Consider the following 14295-nt stretch of genomic DNA (forward strand, 5'->3'; position numbering starts at 1 on the left):
TCAGCCTCGGGCTTCGGTGGCAGCGATGATCTGCCGGGCGACCAGATCCTGGATACGCCAAAGGTTTCTGTCGCGGATCCCGCTTTCCTCCAGTTTGGCGACCGTTCGGAAAAGATATTGCGCCGAGGAGCCCCAATGCCCGGCGGCGCGCGCCAGCGTGTGCGCAACCTGCTCCAGCGCCAGCTTGCCGGCATAGGCCCTTCCTTGGGGTGCGGCGACAAAGGCCAGGGCACGCAGCGGTCCGTCCTTGGTCCGGAGCTTGATCCAGCAGGGCACATTGGTCGGCGGGTTCGCGTCTATTTCGCGACGAAGCAGTTGGACGATTTGCCCAAAATGGTCCTCCGACGGCAGCCGGTAGGCGATGCCGTTGCAACTGCCTCCCCGGTCGAGCGCCAGCATCAGCGCCGGCAACTCTCGCGTTCCGCGCCAACGTGTCAGCGTCAGGCAGAATGAGCGATGCCACCCTGGCGCGGTGGCTGGATGCTGCTCTTCATAGATGAACTCCGGATTCCAGATCAGCGAGCCATAGGCAAAGACCCAGAGCGTCTCAGGCCGATATTGCGCAAGCAGCTGTTCGGCCAGATCGTCAAATTCGGCATCGCTGTGTTCGTCAGTTCCGGGCTCGGGACCGGGATCGGGCTCCATGCGCTCGACCCTCGCGACAAGCTCCGCGGTCAGCGCCATTTTCCCGTGGCTTGTCTTTGTCCGCCCCATTCGCACCCCCCTTTAGCGATAACTAATGATAAATGGTCTCCAGATCGCTGGCCATTGATTTCCCATGATTGTAGCGCAACAGATACCATACGGGTCGGGCGGCATTCATGAGCCAACGAAGCTTAAGACGGCGGGCGGCGATCTGGCTGGTGGCGTTTTGCGCCTTCTATCTGGCGCTCGCCTATCTCGCCGCGCCGGAATTTTGGACCTGGCGGGAGCGCGGCTTCCGCACGCGGCCCTTCGAGATGGTGACGCACACGCCGCAAGGCATCCCCGGCGACCCGATCAATGTCGGCCTGGTCGGCACCGAGAAGGAAGTCGTCCACGCCTTCGCCGTCGCCGGCTGGGATACGGCCGATGCCGTGACGCTGCGGACCGCGATCGACATCGGCGAAAGCGTCTTGTTTTCCCGCCCCTACCCCGATGCGCCGATGAGCCGCCTTTTGTTCGAGGGCCGTGCCCAGGACCTCGCCTTCGAAAAGCCGATCGGAGGCAGCGCCGACCGGCGCCACCACGTCCGCTTCTGGCAGACGGATAGGGTCGGCGACGACGGCCGTCCGCTCTGGCTGGGCGCCGCGAGCTTCGATCGCGGCGTCGGCCTCAGCCACGATACGGGCGCCGTCACCCACCATATCGGCCCCGACATCGACGCCGAGCGCGACTTCCTGATCGGCGACCTGAAGGCCGCCGATCTGCTGGCATCCACCAGCGAGATACCGGGGATCGGCGCCACCAAGACTAGACGCAACGGCGGCGGCGATCCCTATTTCACCGACGGCATGGCCGTGATCGGCGTGCTGAAGACGCCGCAATGACGGCGCGCCCGTCACGCGCGCGCTGACGCCTAAGGTGCGCGTCGTCATCGACGCGCTTGTCGGGCATTTCTCGGCGCCGATCTGGGATGCGGCTTGAACAGCGCGCCTGTCATGTTCCAAAAATACCGACAAGCTATTTTCGAATGCGCTGCAGCAATGCTATTGACCGCCCATGCTTTATGTTGAAATCGCCGTCGTTGCCGTCCTCATCTGCGTGAACGGCCTTCTGGCAATGTCGGAGCTCGCCATCGTCTCGTCGCGGCCCGCCCGCCTCAAGGCGATGATCGACCGCAACGTCAAGGGCGCCGGCCGCGCGCTGGCGCTGGGCTCGAACCCCGGCAAATTCCTGTCCTCGGTGCAGATCGGCATCACGCTCGTCGGCGTTCTTTCGGGCGCGTTCTCTGGCGCGACCCTCGGCGAAAGGCTGGCGCAGTATCTGGCCACGACCGGCATCCGCGAAAACATCGCCGACCCTGTCGGCGTCGGCATCGTCGTCGCAATCATCACCTATGCCTCGCTGATCGTCGGCGAGCTTGTGCCGAAGCAGATCGCGCTGCGCGATCCCGAGCGCGTCGCCGTCCGCGCGGCGCCCGCAATGACCATCATTGCCACCATCTCGGCGCCGCTCGTCTTCCTGCTCGACATTTCCGGCCGCGCCGTTCTGTGGCTGCTCGGCCAGGCCGGCGAGGCGGAAGAGAAGGTCACCGACGAGGAGATCAAGATGCTGGTCGCCGAGGCCGAGCATCACGGCACCATCGAATCCGACGAGCGCCGCATGATCGCCGGCGTCATGCGCCTCGGCGACCGCGCCGTGCGCGCCGTCATGACGCCGCGCACCGAGGTCGACTGGCTGAACCTGCAGTCCGACGAGACCGCCGTCAAAAAGCTTCTGATGGATACCCAGCACTCGCGCCTGCCCGTCGGCGACGGCAATGTCGACGCCATGGTCGGCGTCATCCAGACGCGCGACGTGCTGGCCGCCCTTCTCGCCGGCAGGGTGCTGGATCCGCGCCAGCATGTGCGCGCCGCCCCCATCGTGCATGACCAGGCCGACGCGCTCGACGTGCTGCAGAAGCTTAGGGAATCGGACGTGCCGATGGCGCTCGTTCATGACGAGTACGGCCATTTCGAAGGCATCGTCACGCCGGCCGACATCCTCGAAGCCATCACAGGCGTGTTCCGCTCCGACCTCGAGGCGGGCGAGGAAGAGAACGCCGTCAAGCGCGATGACGGCTCGTGGCTGCTGGCCGGCTACATGCAGGCCGACGAGATGGCTGAGGTGCTGGGCATCGACCTGCCCGAAAACCGCGACTACGAAACCGTCGCCGGCTATGTGCTGTCGCATCTCCACCATCTGCCGACGACCGGCGAGTGCGTCGACGCGCAAGGCTGGCGCTTCGAGGTGGTCGACCTCGACGGCCGCCGCATCGACAAGCTGATCGCCACCCGCCTGCCCGGCGGCCATCGCCCGGTGGCGCGCTGAGTGGCCGGAAAGGTTCGATCGGGCGTCGGGGCGGTTGGCGCGGCAGCCAAGCTTCGCTTCCTCACTTAGGATTGACGGTCAGAAAGCTTTGAAGCGCTGCGAAAGCGTCTATATCGGCAACCATGGATGCATCGAGCGAACACGCGCTGAACGACGAGCTTCTTTCAGACATCCAACGTCTGTCCTTCGACTATTTTCTGAAGGAGGCCAATCCGGTCAACGGCCTGGTCGCCGACCGCAACACCGCGGCATCGCCCGCCAGCATAGCGGCCGTCGGCCTCGCTTTGTCGTCCTATCCTGTCGGAGTCGAGCGCGGTTTCATGACGCGCGCCGCCGCGGTCGAGCGGACGCTCGCCACGCTCCGCTTCTTCTGGAATGCGCCGCATGGGCCGGAGCCCGACGCCACCGGCTACAAGGGCTTCTATTATCATTTCCTCGACATGCGGACCGGACGCCGCGTCTGGAACTGCGAATTGTCCACCATCGATACCGCGCTTCTGCTTGCCGGTGTCCTGACGGCCGGCGCCTATTTCGACGCCGACGACGAGTTCGAACTGGAGATCCGCCGGCTCGCCGATGCGCTCTACCGCCGCACCGACTGGCGCTGGGCGCAGAATGGCGGCGCCACCGTCACCCATGGCTGGCGGCCCGAAAAAGGCTTCCTGCGTTACCGCTGGGAAGGCTATGACGAGGCGCTGATCCTCTACATGCTGGGCCTCGGCTCGCCGACTTTCCCATTGTCGCCCGAGAGCTACGCCGCCTGGTTGTCGAGCTATAGATGGAAGAAGATCTATGGCCGGGACCTGGTCTATGCCGGTCCGCTCTTCATCCATCAGTTCTCGCATATCTGGATCGATTTTCGCGGCATTCGCGATGCCTTCATGCGCAATGTCGGCAGCGACTATTTCGAGAACAGCCGGCAGGCGACCTTTCTCCAGCGCGACTATGCCATCCGCAATCCCAAGGGCTTCACCGGCTACGGGGAGAATTGCTGGGGCCTCACGGCCAGCGACGGCCCGGGCCCGCAACAGAAGCAGGCCGGTGGACGCCGCTTCTTCAACTACCTGGCGCGCGGCGCGCCTTTCGGTCCCGATGACGGCACGCTGTCGCCATGGGCGGCGATCACGTCCTTGCCGTTTGCGCCGGAGATCGTGCTGCCGGCGCTGCGCTACTTCCACGAAATCGACCTGCACGACGGCAATCCCTACGGCTTCACCGCGAGCTTCAATCCAACGATCGCCGCCATTGAAGGCCGGCCTTGCGGCTGGGTGTCGCCGGACCATGTCGGCATCAATCAGGGGCCGATAGTGTTGATGATCGAGAATTACAGGTCCGATTTCCTGTGGCGGCTGATGCGAAGCGTGCCGGCAATTGCCACGGGCCTGCGACGGGCCGGATTTTCGGGCGGCTGGCTGTAAGGATGAGCCTACTCTTCGTATGGCAGGGCAGCGTCCGCACCGGCCTCTGCCGGTTGCGCTCAATGGGCATCCGGCGGCGGCGCCTTCGGCGTCACGTTGGGCAGGAACGGCACCAGCGCCGTGGCGATGACGAAAGCCACCATGATGACCAGGAACGTATCGGCATAGGCCATCGTCGAGGCCTCCCGACTTCCGCAAACCAAAAAAAAGGGCGGCGCAAGCGCCGCCCCTCGGGAGGATAGTCCACGCAGGCTCTTTAAGCGGCCTGGGCTTCGCCGGCGATCGCGTCGGCGGCGCGGGCGGCCTTCAGCACCTTCGCCCACCAGGCGACGTCGTTGACCAGCGCGGCGGCGGCCTGGTTCAGGTGCTCGATGTCCTCGAGCTTCTTCTCGCCCTGGCGGACCGCAAGGAAATCGCCCCAGGCGATATGGACGGCCGACTTGACCGGCGCCATCTGCAGCTCGACGGCGATCAGGCGGAGCTGTTCGACCGCGCGCGCACCGCCGACCGAGCCATAGCCGACAAAACCGGCCGGCTTCTTGTTCCATTCATTGGCAGCATAATCGATGGCGTTCTTCAAGACACCGGTCGGAGCATGGTTGTATTCGGCGGCGGTGAAGATGAAGCCGTCGAACTCGGCGACCTTCTTCTGCCAGCGCTGCGCCACTTCGTTCTGCGACGGCGCCCAGGCGGAGGAAGCGACCTCGTCGAAGAAAGGCAGCGGCCAGTCGCGCAGGTCGACGATCTCGACGTCGATATCGGCGTGCGACTTGGCGATCTTGGCGATCCATTGCGTCGGAACGTCGGCGAAGCGGGCGGCGCGCGTCGAACCGACGACAATGGCGATTTTGGGTTTGGACATAAGGGGCTCTCCTTGCGGGAATTTTTGGTATCGTTTGGATACCGGCGCTATATGTGATACTGACAAATCGGCGCGCAAGGAGGCACGTTTTTGTTACTGAGGCACCCGCACATCACCGAGGACTGCCGCGCCGTGTCGGAGATCCTGCAACGGGTCGGCGACAAATGGACCGTGCTCGTGGTCGGCAAGCTGGGCGACGGGGCGATGCGCTTCAACGAGTTGCGCGCCGCCGTCGGAGGCATTTCGCAAAAGATGCTGACCACCACCTTGCGCGGTCTGGAACGCGACGGGTTCGTGACGCGAAAAGTGTTTCCGACCATTCCGCCACGTGTCGATTACGAGCTGACCCCGCTCGGCCACGAGCTGCTCGTGCCGGTCGGCGCGCTCGGCGAATGGGCGCGCAAGAACACCAATCGGGTCCGCGAAGCGCGCGCGAAATTCGACAGCCAGCAGGCTTGAAACCCTTGTAGTTCAATGGTTTCTGAACCATTGGATGAACCGTGCGGCTCGGCGCCGGCCCTGTCTCGTGTTTCGCTTCGATCAAATCCGCCGCGGCCTCGCCGCTAGCCTCGCTGGCGTCTCCGCGCAACCGCCTCGACAGGATGGCTGTCTTTAGCCGGCCACGCATCAGGCGTTTGGATTGGTGCTGCCGCAACACGCCGTTGAGCAGCGTTCCGATTGCGCGGCCCTCTTGCCGGCCACGGTGCGATCCCGCATGCAGGCGACGCGTGGAAGGTCTTTCCTGACCTCCATATAGGCCGTTACGCCGAGCAGGCAGACCAGAGCAATAAGGGCTGCCACGAGCCAGCCGTTCAGCATATGTTGACGCATTGTTGTCCCCTCGCGACCTCAAAGTGGGGCGCGAAGGCAACCATTGGATGTCGCGACGCGCATCTCCCACGCGGGCGTTGTTACAAAACGGCAAGCCTGGGGAGAATCGGGTATCCCGTCAGATCTCGGCCGGAACCGGCTTTGGCTTGCCTTCGCCGTCGAGCGCGACCATGACGAAATCGGCATGGGTGACCTTCTCCATCAGATCGGAAAGGTAGCGCTGCGCCCAGGCCTCGACCTTGAGCACCATCGAGGTGCGGCCGACGCGCTCGACATGGGTGTAGATGCAGAGCGTGTCGCCGATCTTCATCGGCTTGGCGAAGGACATCTCCTTGACCGCGGCGGTGACCACCCGCCCCTTGGCGCGCTCGGCGGCGCGGATGCCGCAGGCAAGGTCCATCTGCGCCATAACCCAGCCGCCGAAGATGTCGCCGGCCGCATTGGCGTCGGAGGGCATGGCGAGCGTCCTCAAAGTGAGATCGCCGAGAGGTTTTCCGTCCGCGTAATGCACCATGGCGAAATCCTTGGAGGTCGGTTGCTGTTGCGTAGCAATGCGACCGCCATGTCGCAAGCTTTGGTGAAAGCGAAATGCACGCCGCTTCGCCGGTCGCTTTTTTCACAAGCCATGCCGGAAGCCACGGCGACGCCGCGAGCCGGCAATGTCTAGGGTAAGCCTGACATTGCGGAGCCGCCCACACCATCATGCAGACTTATGATTTCATCGTCGTCGGCTCCGGTTCGGCCGGTTCGGTCGTTGCCGACAGGCTGTCGGCGTCGGGCCGCTTCTCGGTGCTGGTGCTGGAGGCCGGCGGAACCGATCAGCGGTTCTACGTCCAGATGCCGCTCGGCTACGGCAAGACCTTCTTCGATCCGGCCGTCAACTGGAACTACAAGGCCGAGCCGGATCCCGGTCTCGCCGGCAATGCCGACCACTGGCCGCGCGGCAAGCTGCTCGGCGGCTCGAGCTCCATCAACGCCATGGTCTTCATCCGCGGCGCGCGCGAGGATTTCGACGCCTGGGCCGCCGCCGGCAATCCCGGCTGGGGCTATGACGACCTCCTGCCCTCCTTCAAGGCGATGGAAGACAATGCGGCCGGCGCCGACCGGTGGCGCGGCGTCGGCGGTCCGCTGCGCGTCACCGACTGCACGAACGCGGTGCATCCGCTGACCAAGCGCTATCTTGCCGCCGCCCAACAGGCCGGACTGCCGTTCAATCCGGACTTCAACGGCGCCTCCCAGGAAGGCGTCGGCGTCTACCAGATCACGACGAAGAACGGCCGCCGCATGTCGGCGGCCCGAGCTTTCCTGCGGCCCGCGATGAAGCGCGGCAACGTCCGCGTCGAGACAAAGGCGCTGGCGACGAAAATCCTGTTCGAGGGCAAGCGCGCCGTCGGCGTCGAATACGAGCAGAACGGCGAAACGAAAACTGTCCGCGCCGGCCGCGAGGTGATCCTCTGCGGTGGCTCGATCAACTCGCCACAGCTGCTGCAGCTTTCCGGCATCGGCCCGTCGGCGCTGCTCGGCAATCTCGACATCCCGGTCATTCACGCCAACGACAATATCGGCGCCAACCTGCAGGACCATGTCGGCATCAACTATACTTTCAAGGGCAAGGTCCCGACGCTCAACCAGATCCTGCGCCCATGGTGGGGCAAGCTGCTGGTCGGCATGCAATACATACTGACACGCTCAGGCCCGCTGTCGCTGTCGATGAACAATGCCGGCGGCTTCTTCCGCACCGACCCGTCGATGGCGCGGCCGAACATGCAGCTCTATTTCCAGGCCTTCTCGACCGTCATCCCGAAGAGCGGCGAGCGTCCGATCCTGACGCCCGACCCCTGGCCGGGCTTCTCGATCGGTTTGTCCAACTGCCGGCCCTCGAGCCGCGGCGAGATCATGATCCGCTCGAACAACCCGCGCGACTATCCCAAGATCACAGCCAACGCCTATTCGACCAACGCCGATGTCGACGAGATGCTGGCGGCGGTGAAGTTCGTGCGCAAGATCGCCGCGATGCCGGCGATGGCAGAGATCATCGAGGAAGAGGTGCTGCCCGGCCCCTCGATAAGGTCGGACGCCGACTTGATCCAGGATTTCAGGAAACGCTCGGGCACCGTCTATCACCCGGTCTCGACCTGCCGCATGGGGCCGGACGCATCGCGCGCCGTGGTCGATCCCCGGCTGAAGGTGCACGGGCTGGACGCCTTGCGGGTCATCGACGCTTCGATTTTCCCCGACAACATCACGGGCAACACCAATGCCGCCTCGATCCTGACCGGATGGAAAGGCGCCGATCTGGTTCTGGAGGACCACAAATGAAAATCACCGACGTGAAGACCTGGGTTGTCGGCAACCCGCCGCCCGGCATCGGCGGCAAGTATTTCATCTTCGTCAAGCTCACCACCGACGGCGGCGTGGCCGGCTATGGCGAAGCCTACAACGCCACCTTCTCCGCGCATGTCACCGCCAGGATGATCGAGGACATGGCCGAACGCTATCTCGTCGGCCGCGATCCGCACGACATCGAGAATTTCTTCCGCCGCGCCTATTCCTCCGGCTTCACCCAGCGCCCCGACGTCTCCGGCATGGGCTGCTTCTCGGCGCTCGAAATGGCCTGCTGGGACATCGTCGGCAAGGAAGCCGGCAAGCCGGTCTACAAGCTGCTCGGCGGCCAGGTGCATGAGACGCTGCGCTCCTACACCTATCTCTATCCGCACACCGGCAGCGTCCATTCGGAAGATGCGCGCGGCAAGAACGTCTACAACGACCCCGACATGGCCGCCGCCTGCGCGCTCGAATATGTCGAGCAGGGCTTCAACGCCGTGAAGCTCGATCCGGCTGGTCCCTACACCGCCTATGACGGCCATCAGCCGCGTCTGATCGACATCGACCTTTCGGCGCGCATGATCAAGGCGATCCGCGAGGCGGTCGGCACCAGGGCCGACATCCTATTCGGCACGCATGGCCAGTTCACCGCATCCGGCGCGCTGCGCATGGCGCGCGCCATCGAGCCATACGATCCGCTCTGGTTCGAGGAGCCGGTGCCGCCGGACATGCCCGAAGTGATGGCGCAGGTCGCCCGCGGCACGTCGATACCGGTCGCCACCGGCGAAAGGCTGACGACGAAGTTCGAATTCGCCCGTGTCATCGAGAACCGCGCCGCCACCATCCTGCAGCCGGATCTCGGCCGCTCCGGCGGCATCCTCGAAACCAAGAAGATCGCCGCCATGGCCGAGGCCTACCACATCCAGGTGGCGCCGCACTGCTATTGCGGTCCGATCGTCGGCGCCGCCAACATCCAGCTTGCGGTGACGCTGCCCAATTTCCTCATCCTGGAATCGCTGAAGCAGTGGGACGGTTTCCACGAAAAACTGCTCAAGAAGAAGATCGAATGGCAGGACGGCAACGTCATCCCCTCGAAAGAGCCGGGCCTCGGCGTCGAGCTCAACGAGGAAGTCTGCGACGCGCATCCCTATAACGGCAAGGACCTGCATCTGCAGATGATGCAGACCCCGTTGATGCCGTGACCCTCGCCTACGCCTTCATCGGGCTTGGCCATCTCGGCGGCAACCTTGCCGCCAGCCTGCTGCGCAACGGCTTTGCCGTCACCGTCGTCGACCGCGACCCGGCGGCGGTCGAGCGGCTGGTCGCGCTTGGCGCCACGGCGGCGGCGAGCCCGGCGGAAGCCGCTGCCCGCGCCGGCAACGCGATCACCTGCCTGCCTTCGCCGAAGGTCAGCGAAGCGGTGCTCGCCGGCCCCGACGGATTGCTCCAAGGCTTGCCAGCCGGCGGCACCTGGATCGAGATGTCGACCAATGGCCGCGACGAGATCCTGCGGCTGGCGGCCCTCGCCTCGGCCAAGGGTATCGAGACGCTCGAATGCCCGGTGACCGGCGGCGTGCATCTGGCGGCGTCGGGCAGGATCACCGCGCTCGTCGGCGGCGACGCCGCGCTCTACGAACGCCATCGACTAGCCATCGAGGCGATGTGCGCGAAGTCGTTCCTGATGGGACCAGTCGGCTCGGCGGCGGTGATCAAGGTCATCACCAACATGCTGGCCTTCATCCATCTCGTCGCCGCCGGCGAGGCGCTGATGCTCGCCAAACAGGGCGGGCTCGACCTCGCCCAGGCCTATCACGCCATCGTCGCCTCATCCGGCAACAGCTTCGTCCACGAGACTGAGAGCCAGCTGGTGCTCAACGGCTCCTACGACATCGGCTTCACCATGGACCTGGCGCTGAAGGACCTCGGCTTCGCGCTGGCCATGGGCAGGGATTTCGGCGCGCCGCTCGATCTGGCATCGCACGTCAACGCGATCTTCGAGGAGGGCAAGCGCGCCTATGGCGGCGATGCCTGGTCGACCCAGATCGTCAAGCTTCTGGAGGATGCGATCGGGACGGAGCTGCGCGCACCGGGCTTCCCGGCCAAGCTGGAACTATAACCCCGCAAAAAACAGCCAGCTATTTCAACCATCTGGCCGTGTCAACGGAATCAAGCTCTCAGCCAGTTGATTTAACCTCGCAGCGTCAGCGCACCGGGCAGGATCTCGAAGGTCGCCGGAATCCGCCCGGGCGACTCGCCGTCTATGTCGACCAGCGCGCCATTCTTCTCGACATCGCCGAGCGGCTCGACCAGCACCTTGCGGCCACGCAGGATGGTGATTGCCGGATGATTGCGATGCCGGCCGCCATAGAGCAGGCGGAGGTCGCGGATCAAGCCGAGTTTGCCGGCGGCCCGCAGGATAACGATGTCGAACTGGCCGTCGGCGAGCTCGGCGTCCGGCGCGATCATCATGCCGCCGCCGAAGAATTTGCCGTTGGCCACCGCCACCAGCGCCATGCGCGCCTCGACCGGCTCGCCGTCGTCGATGGTGATCCGGACGTCCTGGAAGCGGTAGCGGACGAACTCGAGCACCGTGCGCCAGAAGAACAGCGCCTTGGCCGACACCCTGCCCTTGCGCTTGTCGGCATTGACGGCGCGATCCGTCGCGCCGGACAGGCCGAGGCTGGCGATATTGATGAAGTGGCGGCTGGCCAGCGCGCCGTGGTCGTCGATGTAGCAGATGCGGCCGGCGTCGATCTTGCGGCCCTCGGCATCGGCGATTTGCTTGACCGAGGCGCCTATGCCGCGCGGCAGGCCAAGCCCGCGCGCGAAGTCGATGCCGGTGCCGCAGGGCAGAAGCCCAAGCGCGCTTTCGCAGCCGCTCTCTTGCCGTGCCTGCAGCAGCCCGTCGGCCACCTCGCTGGCGGTGCCGTCGCCGCCGGCCGCGATCACCAGGTCGCATCCGCCGGCGGCGAGGTCGATCGCCAGCCGCTCGGCGTCGCCGCAGGCTTGCGTCTCGCGCAGGTCGAAATCGCCGAAATTCGTCTTGAGCGACGCCGCCGCCTCCGCCCAATGCCGCTTGAGCCTGCCGCCTCCGGCAATCGGATTGAGCACCACCCCGACCTTCAAGCCGACCTCCCCGAGGCACGTCGCGCAAAAATGCGCGGCGGAGTCCGCGCTGGCGCCCAAAGTCTTTTGCCGGCCCAAACTCTTTTGCCGACATTGAAACGCGGACCGGGCGGCGGAGCAAGGCTCGAACATCCAAGGTCGTTAAAAAAGCGGGGCAGGCTGTCTAAGGGGTTCGGCCGGCAGCTTCCGAAGCTTTTGCCATTGGTCCCCGATAATCCCGCTATCCACAGGCACGCCGGCATTCCCCAGACCCCTTATCCGGCGTACATTCAACCCATCTCAGGCGGCCACTGAACGCCCCAGCCGAAAGGCAAAAGCGCAAGGCGGATTTCCTGAGGCCCGTACGGCCCAGAACGAGAGCAGGCTTGCCTGTTGGAGGGACGGATGCCGAGACCTACGGGTGCCGCGGAAAGCGTGCCAACGCCGACGGCGGACCGATGCTGCCATGAAGGCCGGTAAAAACCTTCGATGGCACGCTGGGCGAAGCCCGCAAGGGTGGAGATCGGCGTGGTCTGGAACGGGAGCTGCCCTCGGGTGGCGACTGGCAGGACCGTCAAAATCAAGGCTGGCCTGGCGCGACGACTTTACAGGAGTTGCTGCCTTAACCGGTTCCTGATCTGACAGGGAGGCGCTGGGAGAAATCCCAGCGCCAACTGTCTTTTTGGGAATGGCTTTCCAGGCAGTTTGGCGCGATGCCTCGCCAGCGGGGGAGTGCTGCCGGCGGAGATCGCCGGCGCCGGTAACCTGTTTTGCGCTTTGTGCGGAGCCGGGCTGTTCGCCGCGCCAAAATCGGCTAACGTTCAGCGTGACGTGAAGGGGGATGCTTCATGCCGCTGATCCGCAAGCTTGCCGTCGCCAGCATCTTCGCCGACCGTGCCGGCTTATGCATGGCGATATGCCGGCCCCTCGACCCGGGCGCGGCCTGACATGTTCCTGCTGCGTTGGCTGAGACGGCTCATCAAGACAATTCTCTGGCTGGTCGTTATCGTGGTGCTGATCCCAGTCGTCGGGCTTGCCTACGGCTTTCTCACCACCACCACACTCGACAAGATTCCATTGCCCGGCATCACCGACGGTGCTCCGCCGGCACAACTCGCCGCGAAGGTCCGGCAAGCCATACCGGGCTATCAGTCGCCCGCGCCGTCGACCTGGCTCGCTTATCCGAAATGGGCAACCATCCATGCCGCGCACGATTACGCCGCCTTTGTCGGCAAGGATCAGCCCAGCGGCTTTCCCTATTGGGCCTATGTCGGCCATTATTGGCAGGACTACGCAACGATCATCCGCGTGACGTCCGCTCGCCGCATCGACATCCTCGACTACGTCGTGCCGACGCTCATCGGCACCGGCCTGACGGTCGACCACGCCATCCAGTGGGCCTACGAGAACACGGTTGGCCAAGTGACCGAGGCGACCGCCGGCAAGCGCGTCGCGGCCGACATCTACCAGACCAGGGTCGCCGCCGATTACGCCGGCTTTCTCGACAGGGCGCCCTGGTACGCGTTTCCTTATGCCGAAAAGCGCGCTGGCCTGTTTGCCGTCGAACCGGCAACCGGCGACGACTCCATCCGCACCAGCGAACGCAAGCTCGCCTTCGGCCTGGCAGACACGGTCAAGCAATGGTGCGCCGATCTCAGCAAATCGGTGTTGGCCGCCGCCGGCGATCCGAGCCCGCCCGACCTCCATGTCTGGGCCAAGGGCCCGGTCGGCGAGGCGGCGCGCAACGAGCCGGATACGCTTCTCGAGCGCGATCTCGGCGGCGACGGCACCATCTTCGTCACCAGCCGCTCGCAAGCCTTTACCGGGATGGTCCCGCGCCTGATCGACAAGGGAATCTCCTTCGTCGAGATCGGCGGCAAGGACGAGATCATGATCACGGCGACCTCGGGCGCGGAGGATCACCGCCCCCGACGGCTCGCGCATCCTGTTCAGCCAGCCGATCCCTGTATCGCCCGACACGCGCCGCACGGCGCTGACCGTCGCCGTGCGCAAGCTGCATTTGGTCCTGCCCGCTCTGGCCAAGGCCGGTGCCGAATTGGAACATGTCTACGCCGACGACTGGAGGCATTTCGGCCACAGTCGCCGACTGAGCAACCTTCGGAAACGCCCCGTCATCCACATTTCACAATGGCGGCCAAATCCCGCCTTGTTCGGCGCGGATTGATGCAAGCGGTTGGGGAGGCAATTTCGAAGGGACAAGACCGTGATCAAGACCGCCCTTGTCGCCATGACCATCGTCGGCTGCGACTGCGATGCCAAGCTGTGCGAATATATCGGCGAGACGCCGGCCAAATGGACGACGATCGCCGACTGCGAGGCAGCGATGAAGAGCCAGATGCTGCACCAGCGCAATTTCAACTATCCGCTGGTTTCAGGCATCTGCCGCGTCAAGGGCTCGGCCTCTTCCTCCGAGCTTGCCGCGAAAGCCTCCAGGCCGGATCTGAAGCCCAAGAACCGCGTCGTCGAAACCATCGCCCCGCTGCCGCCCGAGCTCGACCATCGCCCGAGCGCCCCGGTCGGCGCAACGGTGACCGCCAGCGAAACGGAATCGGCAAAGCCCGTCGCCTTCGATAGGTCGGTCGATGGCGGCCGCGCGGTGCTTTACCGCACCAAGGCCGGCTATGCCGTGGTCAAGACCGATCTCAGCCGCGCCGCTGGCGCAACGGTGGACGCGGCGAAGCGCTCGGCGAATTGGCTGGCCGGCCTGACGGGTCTGTAAGC

13 protein-coding genes are annotated in these 14295 nt (G+C 64.8%); 8 read left to right on the plus strand and 5 right to left on the minus strand.

What is annotated here, in order from left to right; genetic code table 11:
* On the minus strand, positions 1-684 hold the full coding sequence (locus tag FJW07_RS24465; protein ID WP_181182708.1) for a gamma-glutamylcyclotransferase: 684 nt from the start codon (positions 682-684) through the stop codon (positions 1-3).
* Positions 685-821: 137 nt separating this feature from the next.
* Here FJW07_RS24465 and FJW07_RS24470 point away from each other — a divergent pair, with 137 nt between their 5' ends.
* The 3 genes from FJW07_RS24470 to FJW07_RS24480 all read left to right on the plus strand — a co-directional run bounded on the left by FJW07_RS24470 (position 822) and on the right by FJW07_RS24480 (position 4430).
* Entirely contained in the window at positions 822-1529 is a 708-nt protein-coding gene (locus FJW07_RS24470) for an LssY C-terminal domain-containing protein (protein WP_140859090.1), read from the plus strand.
* A gap of 172 nt (positions 1530-1701) precedes the next feature.
* On the plus strand, positions 1702-3012 hold the full coding sequence (locus FJW07_RS24475) for a hemolysin family protein (RefSeq protein ID WP_140782332.1): 1311 nt from the start codon (positions 1702-1704) through the stop codon (positions 3010-3012).
* Positions 3013-3134: 122 nt separating this feature from the next.
* On the plus strand, positions 3135-4430 hold the full coding sequence (locus FJW07_RS24480; RefSeq protein ID WP_140859091.1) for a glucoamylase family protein: 1296 nt from the start codon (positions 3135-3137) through the stop codon (positions 4428-4430).
* A gap of 256 nt (positions 4431-4686) precedes the next feature.
* Here FJW07_RS24480 and FJW07_RS24485 read toward each other — a convergent pair whose 3' ends face one another.
* Positions 4687-5292, minus strand: coding sequence for an NADPH-dependent FMN reductase (locus tag FJW07_RS24485; RefSeq protein WP_140647526.1), 606 nt, complete (start codon positions 5290-5292; stop codon positions 4687-4689).
* 90 nt (positions 5293-5382) lie between these two features.
* On the opposite strand from FJW07_RS24485, the gene FJW07_RS24490 reads away from it, so the two are divergent.
* Positions 5383-5751 (plus strand): helix-turn-helix domain-containing protein, encoded by a 369-nt coding sequence (locus FJW07_RS24490; RefSeq protein ID WP_140647527.1) that lies wholly within the window; start codon positions 5383-5385, stop codon positions 5749-5751.
* Between the two features lie 490 nt (positions 5752-6241).
* Here the strand turns inward: FJW07_RS24490 and FJW07_RS24500 are convergent, their stop codons facing one another.
* Positions 6242-6637 carry an acyl-CoA thioesterase gene (locus tag FJW07_RS24500; protein WP_140647529.1) on the minus strand — a complete coding sequence of 132 codons (396 nt, stop codon included), beginning with the start codon at positions 6635-6637 and terminating at the stop codon, positions 6242-6244.
* Between the two features lie 188 nt (positions 6638-6825).
* Here FJW07_RS24500 and FJW07_RS24505 point away from each other — a divergent pair, with 188 nt between their 5' ends.
* Genes FJW07_RS24505 through FJW07_RS24515 form a run of 3 tightly spaced genes read left to right on the plus strand, consistent with a single transcriptional unit; the run spans position 6826 to position 10564 of the window.
* Entirely contained in the window at positions 6826-8442 is a 1617-nt protein-coding gene (locus FJW07_RS24505) for a GMC family oxidoreductase N-terminal domain-containing protein (RefSeq protein ID WP_140859092.1), read from the plus strand.
* Positions 8439-9650 carry a mandelate racemase/muconate lactonizing enzyme family protein gene (locus FJW07_RS24510; RefSeq protein WP_140859093.1) on the plus strand — a complete coding sequence of 404 codons (1212 nt, stop codon included), beginning with the start codon at positions 8439-8441 and terminating at the stop codon, positions 9648-9650. The genes FJW07_RS24505 and FJW07_RS24510 overlap by 4 nt, the downstream gene beginning before the upstream one ends.
* On the plus strand, positions 9647-10564 hold the full coding sequence (locus FJW07_RS24515; RefSeq protein ID WP_140859094.1) for an NAD(P)-dependent oxidoreductase: 918 nt from the start codon (positions 9647-9649) through the stop codon (positions 10562-10564). Before FJW07_RS24510 ends, FJW07_RS24515 begins: the two co-directional genes overlap by 4 nt.
* Positions 10565-10635: 71 nt before the next feature.
* Here the strand turns inward: FJW07_RS24515 and FJW07_RS24520 are convergent, their stop codons facing one another.
* On the minus strand, positions 10636-11574 hold the full coding sequence (locus tag FJW07_RS24520) for a diacylglycerol kinase family protein (RefSeq protein WP_140859095.1): 939 nt from the start codon (positions 11572-11574) through the stop codon (positions 10636-10638).
* 825 nt (positions 11575-12399) lie between these two features.
* Positions 12400-13566 (minus strand): hypothetical protein, encoded by a 1167-nt coding sequence (locus FJW07_RS32130; protein WP_246680860.1) that lies wholly within the window; start codon positions 13564-13566, stop codon positions 12400-12402.
* A gap of 211 nt (positions 13567-13777) precedes the next feature.
* Here FJW07_RS32130 and FJW07_RS24530 point away from each other — a divergent pair, with 211 nt between their 5' ends.
* Positions 13778-14293, plus strand: coding sequence for a hypothetical protein (locus tag FJW07_RS24530; RefSeq protein WP_140859096.1), 516 nt, complete (start codon positions 13778-13780; stop codon positions 14291-14293).
* Positions 14294-14295 lie beyond the last annotated feature (2 nt).

It is taken from the genome of Mesorhizobium sp. B3-1-9 (genome assembly GCF_006439595.1).
GTDB lineage: Bacteria > Pseudomonadota > Alphaproteobacteria > Rhizobiales > Rhizobiaceae > Mesorhizobium.

What these genes read in the sequence shown, in the direction of transcription:
- FJW07_RS24500 (WP_140647529.1), bottom strand. Translation starts at nt 6,637, where the DNA reads ATGGTGCATTACGCGGACGGAAAACCTCTCGGCGATCTCACTTTGAGG.
- FJW07_RS24465 (WP_181182708.1), bottom strand. Translation starts at nt 684, where the DNA reads ATGGCGCTGACCGCGGAGCTTGTCGCGAGGGTCGAGCGCATGGAGCCC.
- FJW07_RS24505 (WP_140859092.1), top strand. Translation starts at nt 6,826, where the DNA reads ATGCAGACTTATGATTTCATCGTCGTCGGCTCCGGTTCGGCCGGTTCG.
- FJW07_RS24470 (WP_140859090.1), top strand. Translation starts at nt 822, where the DNA reads ATGAGCCAACGAAGCTTAAGACGGCGGGCGGCGATCTGGCTGGTGGCG.
- FJW07_RS24475 (WP_140782332.1), top strand. Translation starts at nt 1,702, where the DNA reads ATGCTTTATGTTGAAATCGCCGTCGTTGCCGTCCTCATCTGCGTGAAC.
- FJW07_RS24510 (WP_140859093.1), top strand. Translation starts at nt 8,439, where the DNA reads ATGAAAATCACCGACGTGAAGACCTGGGTTGTCGGCAACCCGCCGCCC.
- FJW07_RS24485 (WP_140647526.1), bottom strand. Translation starts at nt 5,292, where the DNA reads ATGTCCAAACCCAAAATCGCCATTGTCGTCGGTTCGACGCGCGCCGCC.
- FJW07_RS24480 (WP_140859091.1), top strand. Translation starts at nt 3,135, where the DNA reads ATGGATGCATCGAGCGAACACGCGCTGAACGACGAGCTTCTTTCAGAC.